Source organism: Hufsiella arboris, assembly GCF_009834875.1.
Lineage (GTDB): Bacteria > Bacteroidota > Bacteroidia > Sphingobacteriales > Sphingobacteriaceae > Hufsiella_A > Hufsiella_A arboris.
This window is the reverse complement of record NZ_WVHT01000006.1, coordinates 57076-74209: the sequence shown is the minus strand read 5'-3', so window position 1 is coordinate 74209 and position 17134 is coordinate 57076. Positions and strand designations below refer to the sequence as shown.

The 17134-nt window shown below is 42.7% G+C and carries 15 protein-coding genes; 10 read left to right on the top strand and 5 right to left on the bottom strand.

Annotated elements, in window-relative coordinates; genetic code table 11:
- Positions 1 to 31: 31 nt before the first annotated feature.
- Both GS399_RS13385 and GS399_RS13380 read left to right on the top strand, forming a co-directional pair.
- On the top strand, positions 32 to 877 hold the full coding sequence (locus tag GS399_RS13385; protein ID WP_160845156.1) for a toll/interleukin-1 receptor domain-containing protein: 846 nt from the start codon (positions 32 to 34) through the stop codon (positions 875 to 877).
- A 586-nt stretch (positions 878 to 1463) separates the two neighbouring features.
- Positions 1464 to 1883, top strand: coding sequence for an EamA family transporter (locus GS399_RS13380; RefSeq protein WP_160845155.1), 420 nt, complete (start codon positions 1464 to 1466; stop codon positions 1881 to 1883).
- A 34-nt stretch (positions 1884 to 1917) separates the two neighbouring features.
- Here GS399_RS13380 and GS399_RS21190 read toward each other — a convergent pair whose 3' ends face one another.
- Positions 1918 to 2379 (bottom strand): di-heme oxidoredictase family protein, encoded by a 462-nt coding sequence (locus tag GS399_RS21190; protein WP_439649251.1) that lies wholly within the window; start codon positions 2377 to 2379, stop codon positions 1918 to 1920.
- 88 nt (positions 2380 to 2467) lie between these two features.
- Entirely contained in the window at positions 2468 to 3490 is a 1023-nt protein-coding gene (locus GS399_RS13370) for a YncE family protein (RefSeq protein ID WP_160845154.1), read from the bottom strand.
- Positions 3491 to 3613: 123 nt separating this feature from the next.
- Between GS399_RS13370 and GS399_RS13365 the strand changes: the two genes are divergently transcribed.
- Entirely contained in the window at positions 3614 to 4207 is a 594-nt protein-coding gene (locus tag GS399_RS13365; RefSeq protein ID WP_160845153.1) for an HD domain-containing protein, read from the top strand.
- A gap of 134 nt (positions 4208 to 4341) precedes the next feature.
- On the top strand, positions 4342 to 4656 hold the full coding sequence (locus tag GS399_RS13360) for a transcriptional repressor (RefSeq protein ID WP_160845152.1): 315 nt from the start codon (positions 4342 to 4344) through the stop codon (positions 4654 to 4656).
- A gap of 29 nt (positions 4657 to 4685) precedes the next feature.
- Here GS399_RS13360 and GS399_RS13355 read toward each other — a convergent pair whose 3' ends face one another.
- On the bottom strand, positions 4686 to 5195 hold the full coding sequence (locus tag GS399_RS13355; protein ID WP_160845151.1) for a hypothetical protein: 510 nt from the start codon (positions 5193 to 5195) through the stop codon (positions 4686 to 4688).
- A 223-nt stretch (positions 5196 to 5418) separates the two neighbouring features.
- Between GS399_RS13355 and GS399_RS13350 the strand changes: the two genes are divergently transcribed.
- From GS399_RS13350 to GS399_RS13325, 6 genes are all read left to right on the top strand, one after another.
- Positions 5419 to 6096, top strand: coding sequence for a response regulator transcription factor (locus GS399_RS13350; protein WP_160845150.1), 678 nt, complete (start codon positions 5419 to 5421; stop codon positions 6094 to 6096).
- Positions 6093 to 7340, top strand: a complete 1248-nt coding sequence (locus GS399_RS13345) for a sensor histidine kinase (RefSeq protein WP_160845149.1) — start codon at positions 6093 to 6095, stop codon at positions 7338 to 7340. Before GS399_RS13350 ends, GS399_RS13345 begins: the two co-directional genes overlap by 4 nt.
- Positions 7341 to 7409: 69 nt before the next feature.
- Positions 7410 to 7847 (top strand): PepSY-like domain-containing protein, encoded by a 438-nt coding sequence (locus GS399_RS13340; RefSeq protein WP_160845148.1) that lies wholly within the window; start codon positions 7410 to 7412, stop codon positions 7845 to 7847.
- A gap of 64 nt (positions 7848 to 7911) precedes the next feature.
- Positions 7912 to 9147 carry a TolC family protein gene (locus GS399_RS13335; protein WP_160845147.1) on the top strand — a complete coding sequence of 412 codons (1236 nt, stop codon included), beginning with the start codon at positions 7912 to 7914 and terminating at the stop codon, positions 9145 to 9147.
- Positions 9148 to 9193: 46 nt separating this feature from the next.
- Positions 9194 to 10084, top strand: a complete 891-nt coding sequence (locus tag GS399_RS13330) for an efflux RND transporter periplasmic adaptor subunit (RefSeq protein WP_160845146.1) — start codon at positions 9194 to 9196, stop codon at positions 10082 to 10084.
- Positions 10081 to 13155 carry an efflux RND transporter permease subunit gene (locus GS399_RS13325; protein WP_160845145.1) on the top strand — a complete coding sequence of 1025 codons (3075 nt, stop codon included), beginning with the start codon at positions 10081 to 10083 and terminating at the stop codon, positions 13153 to 13155. Before GS399_RS13330 ends, GS399_RS13325 begins: the two co-directional genes overlap by 4 nt.
- A gap of 173 nt (positions 13156 to 13328) precedes the next feature.
- On the opposite strand, the gene GS399_RS13320 is transcribed toward GS399_RS13325, so the two are convergent.
- Both GS399_RS13320 and GS399_RS13315 read right to left on the bottom strand, forming a co-directional pair.
- Entirely contained in the window at positions 13329 to 14564 is a 1236-nt protein-coding gene (locus tag GS399_RS13320) for a DUF4374 domain-containing protein (RefSeq protein WP_160845144.1), read from the bottom strand.
- A gap of 18 nt (positions 14565 to 14582) precedes the next feature.
- Complete coding sequence (locus GS399_RS13315) at positions 14583 to 16973, bottom strand: TonB-dependent receptor (RefSeq protein ID WP_160845143.1); 2391 nt, start codon at positions 16971 to 16973, stop codon at positions 14583 to 14585.
- Between the last annotated feature and the right edge of the window lie 161 nt (positions 16974 to 17134).

Below are 17134 nucleotides of genomic sequence, written 5' to 3'. Positions count from 1 at the left end.
TTACAACCTTTAAATTACCAATTAACTAAAGATGTCAGTTTTTATAAGTTATTCAACTAAGGATAGTGATTTTATTGATAAGCTATCAATAAAGCTGATCAAAAATAAAATTCCAATTTGGCTCGATAAGTGGGAAATGCAGCCCGGCGATTCACTAATTGAAAAGATACAGGATGGCTTAGAAAATGCTGAAGCTTTAATAGTAGTCTTGTCTCAAAATTCCGTAAATAGCGAATGGTGCAAAAAAGAGTTGAGCGCTGGATTAATGAGGGAACTTGAAGAAAAAAAAGTAATAGCTATTCCAGCTGTTCTTGATGATTGTAAGGTGCCCCTTTTTTTAAGGGATAAACTTTATGCAGATTTTCGAAGTGATTTCGACACTGGATTTAATAACCTTTTAAGACCATTGTCAAAGTTGTTTTCTGAGCACATGGGTCGCAAAAAGGATAATGATATAATCACCGACTATGCGATAAATTGGGGCATTGACGAGGATTTGTTTTTCCTGAGCATCGATCTTGTTAATTGGTATGAAAAACAACGCAAATCAATTCTCTTAACGATTAATGTGGAAGCTAACGTACAGGGAACCCGAAGATTTGAGGAACAACTTAGCCATGGCGTTGATTGGCTAATGAAAGAGACAGTTATAACCCTACTTTACGAAAATACAAGATTAAGGGAACTTGATATACTTGTGCAGCGAGATAGTTTGTTTAGACTTAAAGTTTTAATGAGGGATATTAATTCAGATATTGATTTCAAAATTATTATCAAGGCAAGTTTAATGGGTGAAGATAACCATAACGATATGCTAATACACTTAGTAGATTATCTTGAAATGTTAAACGATAGCAGAAAACTTCGGTTAAAGTAATTCTAAAAGCGTCATCTTATGATTATTAAATAACTTTAAAAGCAGCTTTTTATGCTGAATTAATCGAAAAACCGTCACCATTCCGTCATTGAATTACTTGCAAAAAAGAAAATATAGTCGTAAATTAGCCCTAAGCAAGTCAAAAACGCAGTTTTTGGCTCAAGATATTAGCCCCAACTCGACCACTCATAATCTTTTGGTCCCTGGTTCGAGCCCAGGTGGGCGCACGAAGTACTCCCTTAAAGAGAACTAAAACCCTGTAAATAGCCTCATTTACAGGGTTTTTTGCTTTTTACACCCCAAACAAATACAAAGAAAATCAAGGTTCTGGTTGCCAATCCGGTTACCAGTTTTAGTTTTTACATTGGTGGTAAATAAAAGTGGCTTAATCGGTTGTGATACAAATACTATAGGCAGATTTTCAGACAAATATATCGGACCGCTGTTAATCTTTCAGCTGCTTTACCTGTAATAAGTTACCCCAACTGTTATAGGTGATCTATCCAGCGTTTATCCTAAATCAGGTACTATCTTTATAAAACAAAAGAGGTAAACAATCTTTTGACAGCAAATTAAATATCAAGGAATGTGGAAATACTATGCCTTATTATCCGCTTTATTTGCCGGTATAACGGCGGTTTTGGCTAAAACCGGTGTGAAAGGTATTGGCGGTAATGCCGCTACGGCAATTCGTACCCTGGTTGTTCTTCTGATCGTCTGGGCACTAACATTCTTTAGCGGCCAAATGAAAGATGTGAAAACGGTCAGCAAGGCTAATTTACTGTTCCTTGTTTTATCAGGTCTGGCTACTGGGCTTTCGTGGATATTTTATTTCAAAGCGCTGGAGACAGGGCCGGTTTCCAGGGTTGCACCTTTGGACAAACTGAGCGTCGTATTTGCTATTTGTCTGGCATTTGTTTTTCTCAAAGAACCGGTGCAACTAACTACAATCTTAGGTGCTGCGTTGATCGTAATAGGGTCCGTCATTATTGTTTTAGGCAGTTAGTAAGTAGCGGTCCCGATTTATGGCGCCTCACCGACTATAAAGAATTAAAAAATGATATTAAAGCATCGCGGTCGGCTTTGGAGCTGTTTTTTACCCTGTTTCTGGCCGGTGCAGCTTCACCACCGTGCCACATGATGGCTTCCAGTAAGTTTCGCGCCCTGCCGTCATGCAGAAAATTCGTGTGACCGTTAACTTTCTGTGTCAGGCCTATTCCCCACAATGTTGCCGTCCGCCACTCTTTTTCCGGTCGCCAGGAAATCGGGACGATTATCTGCAAGGTCATCGCCCATATTGTGAAGCAAAAAATCGGTGTAGAATGAATCAGCTGGTTGCTTAACTGCGGGAACGAAACGTTTACTTTCGTTTTCTGATCCGGGATGTGGCATTTAGCGCAACCTACTGATAGAAACAAGGCTTTACCTTTTATAACCTGGACGTCATCTGCATTTCGCCTAACCGGAACCGCGAGTGTTCGAACGTGACAGTTTGAGAAAATGCGGTTAGTATTAAAGAAGCTTTATCCCATTTTAAGTTCCGCTATTGAAGGGATTTTCCGGTATGGCCGTGATTTTAAGATTCGACGGTTACAATCCTACTTCAATTACATGAAATGTTCCCGGAATCATTTTAGGGCGTTCTCCTGCTTTAGCGGGTTCCAATTTTGCGGTAGGTAAATAGAGACGGTGAGTTTTTGTATCGATAGCAATAGTTCTTGCGCCAGGTTCTGTTTCAATTGGCTTCATTAACGAAAATTTAGCAGGACTCAGTTCCTTTATTACTGAAATGTTTCCTTCGCCATTCGATGTGTAAGCTATCCTGAGGCCGGGATCAAAAGCTACTCCATCACAAGATCCGATCGGAAGCGCTGCCAGGTTCTTGCCGTTTGCGATATTCATCACAACGCAGGTCTGATTTCCTCCGCAGCCAACAGATAAAAGTCCGTTTTCCCGATCAATTGCAAGTCCGGAGGGTTCATTGCCTTTTTCTATTTTATAGCGCTTTTCAACTTTATAGGTAGTGGCATTAATCACGACTACTTCGTTAGTAGTTTCCGAGTTGACATATACGCGACCTTCGCCATCAGAAACACCAGTTTCGGGTTTTCCGCCCAGCGGAATCGTTGCGATAACTTTATCGGTTGCGGGATCGATCACGGAAGCATCCTGGCTACGTCCGTTAAATACGAAAATTTTATTGGAAAAATCATCAAAGAATATTGCGTCCGGGTTTGTTCCGACCGCTATTGCTCCGATTTCTTTGTCAGTTTTTAAATCAAACACAGTACAGTTGTTATCGCGGCCGTTGCTGGTATAACCTTTACCCATCGTTTCGACAAGAGCGATGCCGTGAACACCATTTGTGTTTGGAATCACGCCGACAGAGTCTCCAGTACCTAAATCTAAAATATTGACTTGTGTGCTGTGAGAAACATATAGTTTGCGATTGCTATGATCAACGGTGAGGTAATCCCATCCGCCGGCGCTTCCAATCGGAAAGGTTTTCAGGATACGCATGTTTGCCGTTTGCTGCGCAAAGCATGCTATGGACAAGGTAACAAACAGAATTCCGGCCAATGCGAATTTCCGGTTAAAATGATATAAGTTCATTTTGACATGCTATTTGCGTACTAGATACTTAGAGATTCTGTAGAATATTGTTTTACCATAAAATAATAGTATTGGTAGTAATTTAATTCAGAATTTCTCCAGAATATGAGCGTAACTAGCGAAATGGAATCATTGCTAATTGTACGAGAGATTGAAAGATTTGTGCGGGAGCTTTTTCTTGAAAAATTACCTGACGATATGTATTTCCACAACCTAACACATACACAATATGTTGTAAATGCAGTAACGGAGATTGGGTTTTATTCCAATGTAAGCAGGCGAGATATGCTGATACTGCGGATTGCTTCCTGGTTTCACGACACCGGTTACTGTTTTGAATATAGCGGGCACGAAGAGCGAAGTATAGGGGTTGCATCGTCATTTTTGATTCAGCATAATTGCGATGACAGCCTGATCGAAGAAGTGGTTAATTGTGTAAGAGCAACCAAAATACCTCAATCCCCGGAGAATCTGTTACAGCAAATAATCTGCGATGCAGACATGTTTCATTTGTCGGACGATGATTTTATTAATATGTCGGATCGTTTAAGAAAGGAATGGGGTTGCAGGTTAAATAAAGAATATACAGATAGGGAATGGCTTGAAACCAGCCTGCACTTGTTATCCCGACACCGGTATTTTACCGATTACGGACAAAAAGTAATGCAATCACATAAACTTGAAAATATAGTAAGATTAAAAAGGCTCTGGAATTAGCCGTTTGCCGATACGTCTCAGAAGGTTTAAAACCCGGCGGCAATAAGAATCTTTCAAAATCATCGTTGCGTAATAACAAGACAGCGAGATAAATGCATGCTTTCGTTGGCGTACCTGTAAAATAGGTTACTTTAATGACATATCACAAATACCAGTTCAGAGGCGATGATCGGCGGATACTGAATAAACAGCAGCAGGATCGGCAAATCGACCAAGTTATCATTAATATATTATTCAACTTTAAAGAGGAAGTTACTGCCGAGAAGTTATTTCTGGAAATAAGAAATAATGGATTTCCAATGAGTATAACCACGGTCTATAAGCGTCTGAAGGCTTTATCTACCGTTGCTTTAGTCACAAAAATAAAGGTATCAAACAAAGAATCTGTTTACAGGCTGGCCACAGCAGCTGCCAATGAGATTATCGAAGCGGACACTCCTGTAAAATAAATATGCCACAATTCCTATAAACAAAGTATTTAACGAGTACATAGATTTTGTAACAGCTCTAATGGTAAGTCACGTCCGGTAGCCTGGCGATATAACATTTCTGTTTCCCTGCAAATCCGGTCATTCGTGGCCAGGATACATAATTCCATATTTTTAAAATACCTTGCTGTCTCCTTAGTACTTAATGTTTGACCTTGTTTTACTTTTTCATAATACCTGGCATTGATTTGATAGGCAATTTTTATCAAGGTAACCTTATCTATAACATAAGTCAAATACTTTTGCAAGGGATTTGAGGGCGGTTCATTATCCTGTAGAATTCTCAGCATAATCTTCATTTCTTCTACCAAATCTTTATGTCGCTCCAGGCGAAGCGAAAAAAGCAGGTACATATAGCCTGAAATTTCACCTTGCTTAAGTATTGTCTTTAATTGTTTCTGGTCATTTTTTCCAAATTCGCCTGGCCAATATATTGGAGTTCTTAACCGGTAGAGTAATTTTGCAGACCTGAGTAACACTGATGAATTACTGAGATTCATGCTGATGGTTGTGAGTGAGGTTTGTAAGGTGTTATATTTAATGATCGAGACCGTTTCGGATTGCGAATTCGTTAAAAAGCGAAGTGAATTTGAACGGACATAATTTAGTTATTGGCTATGCTTTTTACTAAAATGTCAAATGATTTTGGAGAAAATCTGTGCAACTGTCTGCACCAGTATGAAGCAACAGATTTCCTCCAGATTTTAGTGCTAATATTCGAACGTGAAAATACTTATAGTTGAAGATGAGCCGGGTCTCCGGGAGAGCATCGAAGCTTATTTTACAGAAGGCGACAATGTATGTGAGATAGCAAATGACTTTACCTCGGCTCTTGCCAAGGTGAGTGTTTACCGGTATGATTGTATCATTCTGGATCTAACTCTGCCGCACGGCAACGGCCTTGATATCATCAAACATTTAAAAGAAAATCAATACAATGACGGGCTACTGATCATATCGGCTAAAAATTCCCTCGACGATCGTTTAACCGGCCTTGATCTTGGTGCAGATGATTATTTGACCAAGCCGTTTCATTTGTCAGAACTGAAATCCAGGGTGGCTGCCATTGTCAGGCGGAAATCCTTTGACGGTAATAATTTTTTGAAATTTAATGAGATCGCGATTGATCTTTCGGCTAAAACGGTGCTTGTAAACGCCCTGCCTATTAAGGTCACACCTAAGGAATATTCTCTTTTACTTTATTTTATTGCCAACAAAGGAAAAGTCGTTTCAAAAAGTGCGATTGCTGAACATTTGTGGGGAGATAGTATCGATGCAGCCGATAACTTCGATTTTATTTATTCGCATGTAAAAAATCTCCGCAGGAAACTCCTCGAGGCAGGTGGTAATGACTACATTCAGGCGGCCTATGGTATGGGATATAAGTTTATTGAACAATGAAACTGCTCGATAAATACAATCGTATCAATATTGCTGTGACTGTTGGGATTATGCTTGTTACCGGCATCATTTATTATTATACCATAAGTGCCATATTAACAAACCAGATAGATAAGGATCTGGTTTTGGAAGAAAACGAAGTATTCAGTTACGTTAGAAAGAATCAAAGGCTTCCCGACGTTTACGAATCCAATCATCAGCAAATTGTATTTGAACCTCTTGGCAACAATCGGTTAGAGCGAAGATTTTTAGATACCGTTTATCGTGAAACAACGGAAAATGATCTGGAACCCGGCCGTGCACTGATCAGTTCGGTGACAGTTTCCGGCAAAAACTTTCGCATCCTGGTCACTCAGTCGAAAGTCGAAACAGAATACCTGATCCAGATCATATTTCTGATAACGATTGGTGTAATCGTTATTTTACTTGTTGTCCTGATTCTTTTGAACAGGTTCATCCTGAAAAGTATCTGGCAGCCTTTTTACAAAGTACTTTCCCAGCTACGGGACTTCAGCCCAACCAACCAGACGGCTGTAGCCAATACACCTTCAGAAATTGACGAGTTTAAAGAGTTGGACAATGCGGTTGTCACAATGGCGGGTCGGGTTAGAAATGATTACCAGAACCTGAAGGCATTTACGGAAAATGCCTCCCATGAGTTAATGACGCCGATCTCGGTTATCAATTCCAAGCTGGATACCTTGCTTCAAACGGATAAATTTACGGATAAACAAAGTAAGCTGCTGAATGATGTATACGGCACCGTGTCGCGATTGACCAGGTTAAATAAAAATATGTTATTGCTTGCCAAGATTGAAAACGGGCTGATTCAGGACGAACAGGAAGTTAATATAAAAGAGGTGTTGACCGAATGCCTTGATCTGTATGAGGAGATTCTTAAAAACAAGAATATAACTCTCGAAACGCAGCTTAATGATAAAAAGGTTGAGGCGAGCATATTGCTCCTGGATGTGTTACTGAATAACCTGATAAATAACGCCATCAAACATAATCACCGAAATGGCACAATAAACATTGAATTAAATTCCCGTCAATTGATTATCAGTAATACCGGTAATGCTGATATTGATTTTGAACAGGTTTTGAAAAGATTCAGCAAATCAAACGAATCTGAAGGCATCGGCTTAGGTCTGACAATATGCAAGCAGGTCTGTGATAATTACGGGTTCATACTTGATTATAATCGGGCTGACAGGATACATGTATTTACAATCACGTTCTAAAGGGATTACAATTTTTGCCATCCAAAAAAAATCCAGTTTTACTTAAGAGCTTAGTCAAAAAGTAAGATTATGAATATTTTCAGAACCTTGGCAGTAAGTGTCGCTGTCATATGCCCTGGCTTAACAGCTTTGGCACAGAAAGTAAGTCAGAAAGAAGTTCCGGCAACAGTTCGGAAAACGTTTGCTTCAGCTTATCCGTTGGTAAAGACAGTCCGCTGGGAAAAGGAGAAGGGAAATTATGAGGCAAGCTTTATGCAGTCGAATAACGATATGTCTGCGTTGTTTACCGCGGAAGGGAGACAACTGGAAACAGAACTGGAAATAAAAACGGCTGCATTGCCCGCCGCGATATTGGATTACATTAAACAGAACTATTCAGGATATCCAATTAAAGAGGCCGCTAAAATCACCAAGGCAGGCGGCGAGGTTAATTTTGAGGCTGAAGTTAACGGAAGAGATTTATTATTCGATAGTTCCGGTAAATTTATAAACGCGGTTAAAGACTAGCATTTCGTTTTCATATGCCTGTTCTTAATTGATCGGACAGGAGATTACCCGAATAAGACCAGGGATGAAGTACATACTCAATTTCTTACTGCTGTTCCTAGGGACATTAACTTGCTTTTCGCAACAGAAAACGCTGGACGAATATCTTCAGCAGGCAATAACGAACAGTCCGTTGCTTAAAGATCTGAATAACCAGATCCTATCGGCGCAGCTTGACAGCGTCCGGATTCGGGCTGGTTTTAAGCCGCAGGTAATAGCAAGCAGCGCCGGCTTGTATGCGCCTGTTGTCAACGGCTATGGTTATTCACAAGCAATCACGAACGGACAGTCGATCAATGGCCTGATTACGGTGAGCAAGTCGTTTATAGGAAAGAATTATCTGAACGCCCAATTTGCCGGCATTGGCTTTCAGCAGGACTCATTACGGAACAACATCAAACTGTCGGAGCAGGATCTGAGAAGAACAATTATCGCTCAGTATGTCACCGCTTATGGCAGTTTGCAGCAACAGGCGTTCAACCAGGAAATTGTCGATCTTTTAAGTAAAGAGGAAGATTTGCTTAAACGCCTGACGCGAAGCAACGTGTACCGGCAGAGCGATTATCTGACCTTTTTAGTGACGCTTAAACAGGCGCAGTTGCAACTTTCCCAGGCACGGCTGCAATACAAAACTGACTATGCGACGCTTAATTATTTATCAGGGTTAGCGGATACAACCGTCTTAGCGATCGCCAAACCTGATCTTCAGCGCAAGATCGTTCAGCGTCCTGATAACAGTATTTTTTTTCGACAATATCGCCTTGATAGTTTACGGCTCGATAATACTCGCAAGCTGATCGACTACAGTTATAAGCCCCGGTTGAGCGTTTTCGGAGACGGAGGGTACAATTCAGACCTGACAGGCCAGTATTATAAAAATTTTGGAGCCAGTTTGGGTTTTGCAGTGAGTCTGCCTATCTACGATGGTGGCTACCGAAAGCTTCAGTACAAAAAGCTATCGCTCGAACAGGACACGCGGCGAACCTACCAGGCGTTTTTTAATAATCAGTATAGCCAGCAGATCAGTCAGCTAAATCAGCAGATCAGCGACTACGATCAGTTGATAGGCCAGATTAACGACCAGTTTAAATATTCGGAAAGCCTGATCAAGGTTGACACTAAGCTTCTGCAAACCGGAGATTTGAAAATTGCAGACCTGATCCTGGCAATTAACAATTACCTCAGCGTCAGGAATCTGCTTACTCAAAATACTATAAGCAGGTTGCAATTGATCAATCAATTAAACTACTGGAGCAGATAATATGGAAAAGTATGGCCCGTCAATAAAAGTTTTGTTAATCGTTTTAATGTTTGTTGCAATTTATTCATGTGGAGGCAGCCAGGCAACCGATGAAGAAACGGCCGTCGAGTCACAAGCTCCGGTGACGGTTACTGCGATAGAAAATGCGGCCCTGTCTGATTCGATAGAATTGAATGCCACTTCTTCGTTTCTGCAAAAAAATTACGTGAACGCGAATGCCGTAGGATATATTCAACGGGTCAATGTACAACCAGGTCATTTCGTTGAAAAAGGGCAGCTACTGTTTACAATCAAAACCAAGGAGGCTGAAAGCATCGGTAATACGATTAACGTGTTGGATACGACCTTTAAATTTTCGGGGATAAATATCATACGTGCTTCGCGCTGCGGCTTCGTTACCCAGTTGCTGCATCAAGTTGGCGATTATGTTCAGGATGGGGAACAACTGGCCATTATCAGCGACCGGGAAAGCTTCGCCTTTGTGCTTCAGTTGCCGTATGAACTTCGCGGCGTAATTGCCCGCAACCAGCAGATGCAGCTTACCTTGCCGGATGGAGAAAAGTTAAGCGGTAATGTATCATCTCTGATGCCTTCAGTTGACACGCTCTCCCAAACGCAGGGTGTCGTTATTAAAGTTCACAGCAGTCACCCTATACCGGAGAATCTGGTAGCTAAAGCGCTGATCATTAAAACGGAAAAGTCCCGTACGCCTTCCTTGCCGAAATCCGCTGTATTATCCAACGAAACACAGGATGAGTTTTGGGTGATGAAACTGATCAATGATACAACGGCTGTAAAAACGATCGTAAAAAAAGGTATCGAATCCGGCGGACGTGTAGAAATACTTTCGCCTTTATTTCAACCGGGTGACCGGATCGCCTTAACGGGCAATTATGGTTTGGCTGATACTGCTAAAGTGAAAATCGTGCAGCCATGAATAACCTCAATAATTTTTTTGTCACGCACCGGAAACCCATCAGCCTGGTGATGTTTGTTATTCTGCTTGCCGGAGGGTTTTCTTATTCGCAGTTGAAGACATCGCTTTTTCCGGAAATTACCTTTCCCAAAATAAAGATCATCGCCGACGCCGGTTTACAGCCGATCAACAAAATGATGGTGACGGTCACAAAGCCGCTGGAAAACGCCGTTAAGCAGGTTCCCGATCTAAGTTATGTCCGTAGTACGACCAGCCGGGGAAGCTGCGAAATTTCGGCTTTTATGAACTGGGACGCTAACATCGACCTGAGTCAGCAACGAATAGAATCGAAGATCGCACAGATAAAGAATGATTTGCCGCCGGAAACAAACGTCACGGTTGAAAAAATGAATCCGTCGATATTACCCGTTAGTGGTTACACGTTGGAAAGTCATGATCTGTCGCCAATCGAACTTAAACAGTTGGCAACCTATACCGTAAAGCCGTTTCTTTCGCAGGTGGACGGTGTTTCGGAAATACGGGTAATCGGCGGTAAAACGAAGGAATACTGGTTGATTTTAAATCGCCAGAAAATGAGTGCGCTTGGTCTGACGCCTGATATGATCACCAACACGCTCCTCCAGACAGCGTTTATCAAATCGAACGGCTACCTGTCTGATTACAAAATGCTGTATTTAACGGTGACCGATGCTAGCGTGAACAGCAGCGAACAGCTCCGGGACTTAGTAATCAGTAACAACCGTAAGCGTGTGGTTCAGGTAAAAGACGTTGCTACGGTACAGATAAATCCCGGTGTTGAATACACGAAGATCAATGCTAACGGGCACGAGGGAGTACTGATTGCCGTGATCAAACAACCTAATTCAAACCTGGTTGACGTCTCCGCCGCTATGTCAGCCAAAGTTGCCGAGCTGCGAAAAATATTGCCTAAAGGCGTTTCTATCAAACCGTATTATGTGCAGGCAGACTTTGTCAATGAATCGGTAAAAAGCGTGAGCGATAGTTTATGGATTGGACTGGCGCTGGCCATCATTGTTGCCATTATCTTTTTACGGTCTTTTAAAGCGAGCGCCACTATCCTGATCACGATTCCTATAACCCTCGGGCTGACGATGGTCGTATTGTACGCCGGAGGTTATACCTTCAATATTATGACACTTGGTGCGATTGCTGCGGCTATCGGGTTGATTATCGATGATGCAATCGTTGTCGTCGAACAAATCCACCGGACGCATGAGGAACATCCAGAAGAGCCGACATTGACGCTGCTTGAGAAAGCTGTTAATTATCTTTTTCCGGCAATGGTCGGTTCTTCGGTCAGTACGGTCGTGATATTTATCCCTTTTTTGCTCATGACAGGTGTGGCGGGAGCCTATTTCAAGGTGATGACCGATACGATGATTATCACCCTGGTATGTTCCTTTTTTGTAACCTGGATTGGGCTGCCCGTTATTTACCTGCTGTTAACTAAAAATGGAGAAGCAAGCAATATCCCGAAAAAAGAGGATGCTTACGGTGTAAAAAGACAAAGCTGGGTGTCATTTTTTATTTTGCGGCCAGCAGTCAGCATGGCTTTGATCGTATTGCTTATCCTGGTGATCGTTCTTGTCCCGCCTAGGTTGCAAACTGGATTTTTACCGGATATGGATGAAGGAAGTATCGTCCTGGATTACACATCTCCTCCCGGAACTTCGCTGGAAGAGACAGACCATATGTTACGGCAGATTGAGAAGGTGATTATCAGGGAACCCGATGTAGAGGCTTATTCGAGGCGCACGGGTACGCAGATGGGGTTTTTTATCACCGAGCCGAATACGGGTGACTACCTGATACAGCTAAAAAAAAGCCATGCTAAAACTTCAGAAGAGGTGATCAGTGATTTGCGAACGCATATTGAGGAGACTCAGCCTGCTTTACGGGTCGACTTCGGACAGGTAATCGGGGACATGCTCGGTGATTTAATGACTTCTACACAGCCCATCGAGATCAAGATTTTCGGCAATGACCAGGCCAGGCTACATCAGCTGTCTAAACAGGTTGCCGGTGTTGTTACCGAAGTTAAAGGAACGGCTGACGTGTTTGACGGGATCGTTATTGCAGGTCCGGCGGCAGACATATTGCCCGATTACGCCAGGCTTGCTCAGTACAATTTGACTCCGGCAGCATTGCAGGTGCAGGTACAGTCGGCCCTGGAAGGGAACCTGGTCGGCAACCTGTTCGAGAAGGAGCAGTTGTCTCCCATACGAATGGTTTATCCGGACAGCCGCGTTCAGGACGTTGCCGGAATAAAACGGTTAACGATATTTTTACCGGATGGCCGCTTAATTCCAATCACTCAGCTGGCTAAGGTAGAACTCCGGCAGGGTAATGCGGAAGTTGAACGTGAAAATCTGCAGGCGATGGGAGTGGTCAGTGCCCGGCTTGACAACGGTGACCTGGGAAGCGTTATCCGGGCGATAAAACAAGGAATCGCAGAGAAAGTGAATCTCCCGCCAGGTTATCACGTGGAATATGGCGGTGCCTATGCCGAGCAGCAGCAATCTTTTAAGGAACTTTTAATGATCCTGGTAACGGCAAGTTTATTGGTTTTCGGGGTGATTCTTTTCCTGTTCAAACAATTCCGTATTGCATTGCTGATCCTGGTTGTAGCTGTGCTGGGAATCGGTGGAAGTTTACTGGCATTATTTGTTACAGGCACGCCGCTGAACGTCGGCAGCTACACGGGACTGATTATGATCGTTGGAATCATTGGGGAGAATGCGATTTTTACGTTCTGGCAGTTTAGGGAAAGCGCAAAAACAAGCCCTGTTGACGACGCGATCATTTATTCAATATCAACTCGCCTTCGCCCGAAATTAATGACGGCCCTCGGTGCTATCACTGCCCTTATGCCTTTGGCTCTGGGAATCGGGGCGGGAGCGCAGTTACATCAGCCCCTGGCAATTACGGTGATCGGCGGCTTTATAGCTGCTTTACCTTTGCTGCTGATCGTACTGCCCAGTATGATGCGGGTGTTTTATCGCAATCACCAATTTCAAATACAACCGGTGAAAGACGAGCATACAAAATAAAGGAGGGGTTCGTTTATACTTTCTAAACGCAGCCGGCTGGTTCTTTTTTTTTACTGGATATCGGTAAGTGCGTTTCCGCAGGTGACCGATACTAGTGCGACAACTTATTTATAAAGAGAAAAGCCTGATGAAGATCGATTCATCAGGCTTTGTTTTAAAGAATTTTTATTCCGTTATTTTAATCTTGCGATGCCACCCAGGAAAGTTCCCTCTATGGTAGCGCCTTTTGTAGCGGTTGCAGTAGCTATATCTGTTTGGTAGATATTCATTACTCCGGCAACTGTTATAGCGCAGTATACTTTACCCTCGTCTGTTGTGGCTGCAAAACTTCTGCCGCCGTTTCCGCTAAACACAGGTGAGTTCGTTACCGGTGTAACAGTTTTGGCATTCAGGTCCACAATGGCCAGTCTCAGATTTGCATCGCTCCATCTGTCGGCTGCTGTCGGAACTTTCGTAGTGATCTCAGCAAATAGTTTTCCGTTACCGATATAAATCGCGTGGGCGATTTTACCGCCGTTGGCAGCAGCATCGGTATTAAAGAAATAATTGGCATCAAATTCTGTAGCTCCTGAAGCAATTTTAAGAATACCGGCCGGCTTAGTTGACTGGCTGTATCCGTTAGAAAAACTGCTGTTGGATACGGCATAAAGATCGCCGCTTTCAGTTTTAAACAAACCCGACCTGGTGTTGAATGCGCCTGAAGGCCCTGTACGCGAATCCTTGATGACTTTTTGAAGAACAAAACCCGGGTAACTGTAGATAGCCACATAATTGTAATCGGTGTTTTTAGTTTCGTAGGTCGCAGCGTTTACAGGATAAAATGTTTGGAACATTTGATTTCCGCGCACCTGCATGCCGGTATGGAACAGCCAGTCCTCACTGCTGGGGTGTATATTGTTCATCGGTACATCAACTTTGTTTGCAACGGTATTCGAAGCAACGTCTACTGTGTAGAATTTCGCATTTAAACCAACGGTAGGACCGGTAGGTAAAGACGCGCCAACCATCGTTTTTCCTGTTCCGTCGATATCAATCAGTTCATTGTTTTGCAATTCGAAAGTAAGACCGGTTTGGGTGGTTAACTTGTCTGACGCGTTGAGGCTCAGTGTATTCACATCTGTAATGCCGAGACCGCCGATACTAAAGAACTTTGAGCCTGCATATGCATAATCGCGGTATCCGTCCTGCAGCAAACCATTACCTGCCAGCGAAACAGTTCCGCTCATAAGGTCGCTTGTCTGCACGACATAGTTGGTTGTCGCCGTGGTAGTCGTCACTCCGATACCAAGCGCATAGACTTTCTGTCCTGCAGGCGGAGTTGTATCGTTATCGCTGTCTTTTTTGCAAGAAACCGTTCCAACGGCCACGCCCGTGATCAGGGCAACATTTAATAGATTTTTAATAGTCATTATGTGTTTGTTGTGTAATTATTTGCTGATAAAATATCTCAGTTTCAAAAAGAAGGAACGACCTGGTTTTTGCAGCAGGTAATTGTCGAAAAGATCGCTGTTTGTAAAATTCCTGCATTCCAGCGATACATTGTACCTGCCATCCTGAAGGGTATAATTGGCAGTTATATTATGTGCGAACTGGGTCGGGATATCATCCTTATTATTTAATCCGAGCTGGTTAGGAGTCAGGTAGTATTTCTGAGTGAAATTTAAACTATATGTGATATCTAGTGCGTTTCGCCTTCCGCCGGCTTCGCTGAATAAATATCCAAGATCGGCATTGCCAAACAGGTAAGGTGTATTAGGAATTCGGTAACCATAGCCGAGGTTAGGAGAGGTGATCGTTCCCTGGAAATTTGTACTGGTAAATGTTTTTTGTTTGTCGATGATGTTTTGATAAGACAGATTTATCGCCGTGTGCAGGTTATTTCTCCAGGAGTACCTGATCTCCCCCTCAATGCCGTTGGTTCGTACATCTCCGATATTGATGTACTGCCTGTCAATAGGTTGCGTTTGGGCCTGATCCAACCGGATAAAATCGTGGGAATTTCTGAAAATGTAGTTTGCTTCAAAATCGAACTTATGTGCACTGCTAAGGTTAAGTGAGTACACAGCGCCCAAATTTATGTTGTTGCTGCTTTCCGGTTTCAACTCTGAATTCCTCCTGGTATATAATCCGTCACCGAGTAACTCGACAGCTTCAGGCAGCCTGTAGGTATGCTCATAGGACGCTTTTACCTGGAACTGAGGCCTGATAAAATAAGCTCCGGCAGCTCCGTAACCGAAATCGCTGGTGCTGGTCGATGATTCACGGTAACCGGCAACACCTGTTCCGTTGCTAACCTGTTCAAATGACCGGCCATTTAAAATATATAACTTTCCAAATACCGTAGCGGTAAAGCGTTCATATTTCGTTTGCCATGCAAGTCCGCCAATTTGCTTGCTTAATTTTTGAGGGTATAAAAAAGTAATGTTGTCGGGATTTTCAACATCACTCGATTTTCGGTTGAAGTCTGTCAATACATAGTTCAGTGACAGGGCATGGTTTTGATTCAAATTATAAGTCAGATTCGCCGTGGCAAGAGCTTCGTTGTCTTTGTTCTTTAACTGCGACCTGCTTAGCTCGGCCGTGCTTGAGGGAACTGTTTGCCCGAGCCAGTTATATTTCAGCCTGGTTGTATCAACAAATGTATTCCGGGTCATATTGTAAGCGCCATAGACGCCCAAATCAAGGCCGCGAATAAACAGATCAGCTTTTTTATATTTTAATGTTGGAATCAGCGAGCTGGAATTTGATGTTCTGGCTCCGAATACCTGGTCCATTGTCACGCCGGTTTGTATATCCTTATCATTACCGGAGGCGATCAGGCCGACTAACAGTTTGTCGGCGTAGCTTTTGCCGGATAGTCCTGCTTCTACCTGGGCACCGATCGATTGATATCCGTCATGAAACCGGTTAACTTCCTGCTCTGTTTCTTTTTGACCGGATTGTAAATCAATTGGCTGTACTTTGACTTTATAATCGTTGTCCGAGTAATTATAAAAAGCATTGGTTCGGACGGTAAAACCGGTTTTTGTATTGGTATAGGCGTGGTTAACAGATGCTTTTTGTGTGCCGAACGATCCATAACCATACGAGATATCAAGAAAATTAGGGTTACTCCTGGTGATGATATTAACTGCTCCTCCGAGTGCGTCAGCACCTAAGGTTACCGGAACCACTCCCTTATAAACCTCAATTCTTTCCGACATATTCACCGGAAAATTATTGAGTGTTAAAGACTGCCCAAAGTTGTCAATAGGAATACCGTCAAGAAAAAACTTTACCTGCCTGCCGGAGAAACCGTTTAATGAAAAACTGAAATTTGAACCGACACCTCCGTCCTCCCGAACACGAACTCCCGAAGTTTGATTAAGAGCACGGTTAAGATCCGAAGCACTGTTGTACAGTTTTTTCGTGTCCAGAACGTTCAGGTTATATGCCTGCTCTTTTGCTTCCGTAGACTTCGTTTTACGGGTAATCCTTACTTCCTGCATGTCACCTTTATCCAAAAGGATAATGTCTTGCAGCAAAAGAGTGTTTCCTGCGGATAATTCGATATTTTGTGTTTGCTCGATAAAGCCCAATCTTGATATACTGAGCTTATATTTTCCGGCAGGTGCATTAATCTTAAAGTTTCCGGCTGCGTCTGTTTCTGTTTTATAGCCCGTTCCCTTCAGGTAAATTACCACGGCACTTACCGGCTGCGATTTTGAATCTTTCACGATGCCGGAAACGGATGGTATGCTGGTCTGTGATTTTGCCCGAAAAGTTATTGTTAGTATTAGTATAAAAAGAGAAAGTGTTTTGAAGCCTTTGGTGCCCATTAAATTCAAGAAATTTCGGCAAAAGTACACTTATTTAGACTAATTACAAACAAAGAAAATGGATTGGTTTGTATTAGGAAATCCGCCGGTTGCAGTAATAGTTTGGTAGTCAGCGGTTCATTTGATTGGTCAGCCGACAGTCTGTTAATTTTAGATAATAC

Bases quoted from the DNA above. Each gene is read 5' to 3' on its own strand.
- GS399_RS13385 (WP_160845156.1), top strand. From the start codon at position 32: ATGTCAGTTTTTATAAGTTATTCAACTAAGGATAGTGATTTTATTGAT.
- GS399_RS13380 (WP_160845155.1), top strand. From the start codon at position 1,464: ATGTGGAAATACTATGCCTTATTATCCGCTTTATTTGCCGGTATAACG.
- GS399_RS13370 (WP_160845154.1), bottom strand. From the start codon at position 3,490: ATGAACTTATATCATTTTAACCGGAAATTCGCATTGGCCGGAATTCTG.
- GS399_RS13365 (WP_160845153.1), top strand. From the start codon at position 3,614: ATGGAATCATTGCTAATTGTACGAGAGATTGAAAGATTTGTGCGGGAG.
- GS399_RS13360 (WP_160845152.1), top strand. From the start codon at position 4,342: ATGACATATCACAAATACCAGTTCAGAGGCGATGATCGGCGGATACTG.
- GS399_RS13355 (WP_160845151.1), bottom strand. From the start codon at position 5,195: ATGAATCTCAGTAATTCATCAGTGTTACTCAGGTCTGCAAAATTACTC.
- GS399_RS13345 (WP_160845149.1), top strand. From the start codon at position 6,093: ATGAAACTGCTCGATAAATACAATCGTATCAATATTGCTGTGACTGTT.
- GS399_RS13340 (WP_160845148.1), top strand. From the start codon at position 7,410: ATGAATATTTTCAGAACCTTGGCAGTAAGTGTCGCTGTCATATGCCCT.
- GS399_RS13335 (WP_160845147.1), top strand. From the start codon at position 7,912: ATGAAGTACATACTCAATTTCTTACTGCTGTTCCTAGGGACATTAACT.
- GS399_RS13330 (WP_160845146.1), top strand. From the start codon at position 9,194: ATGTTTGTTGCAATTTATTCATGTGGAGGCAGCCAGGCAACCGATGAA.
- GS399_RS13325 (WP_160845145.1), top strand. From the start codon at position 10,081: ATGAATAACCTCAATAATTTTTTTGTCACGCACCGGAAACCCATCAGC.
- GS399_RS13320 (WP_160845144.1), bottom strand. From the start codon at position 14,564: ATGACTATTAAAAATCTATTAAATGTTGCCCTGATCACGGGCGTGGCC.
- GS399_RS13315 (WP_160845143.1), bottom strand. From the start codon at position 16,973: ATGGGCACCAAAGGCTTCAAAACACTTTCTCTTTTTATACTAATACTA.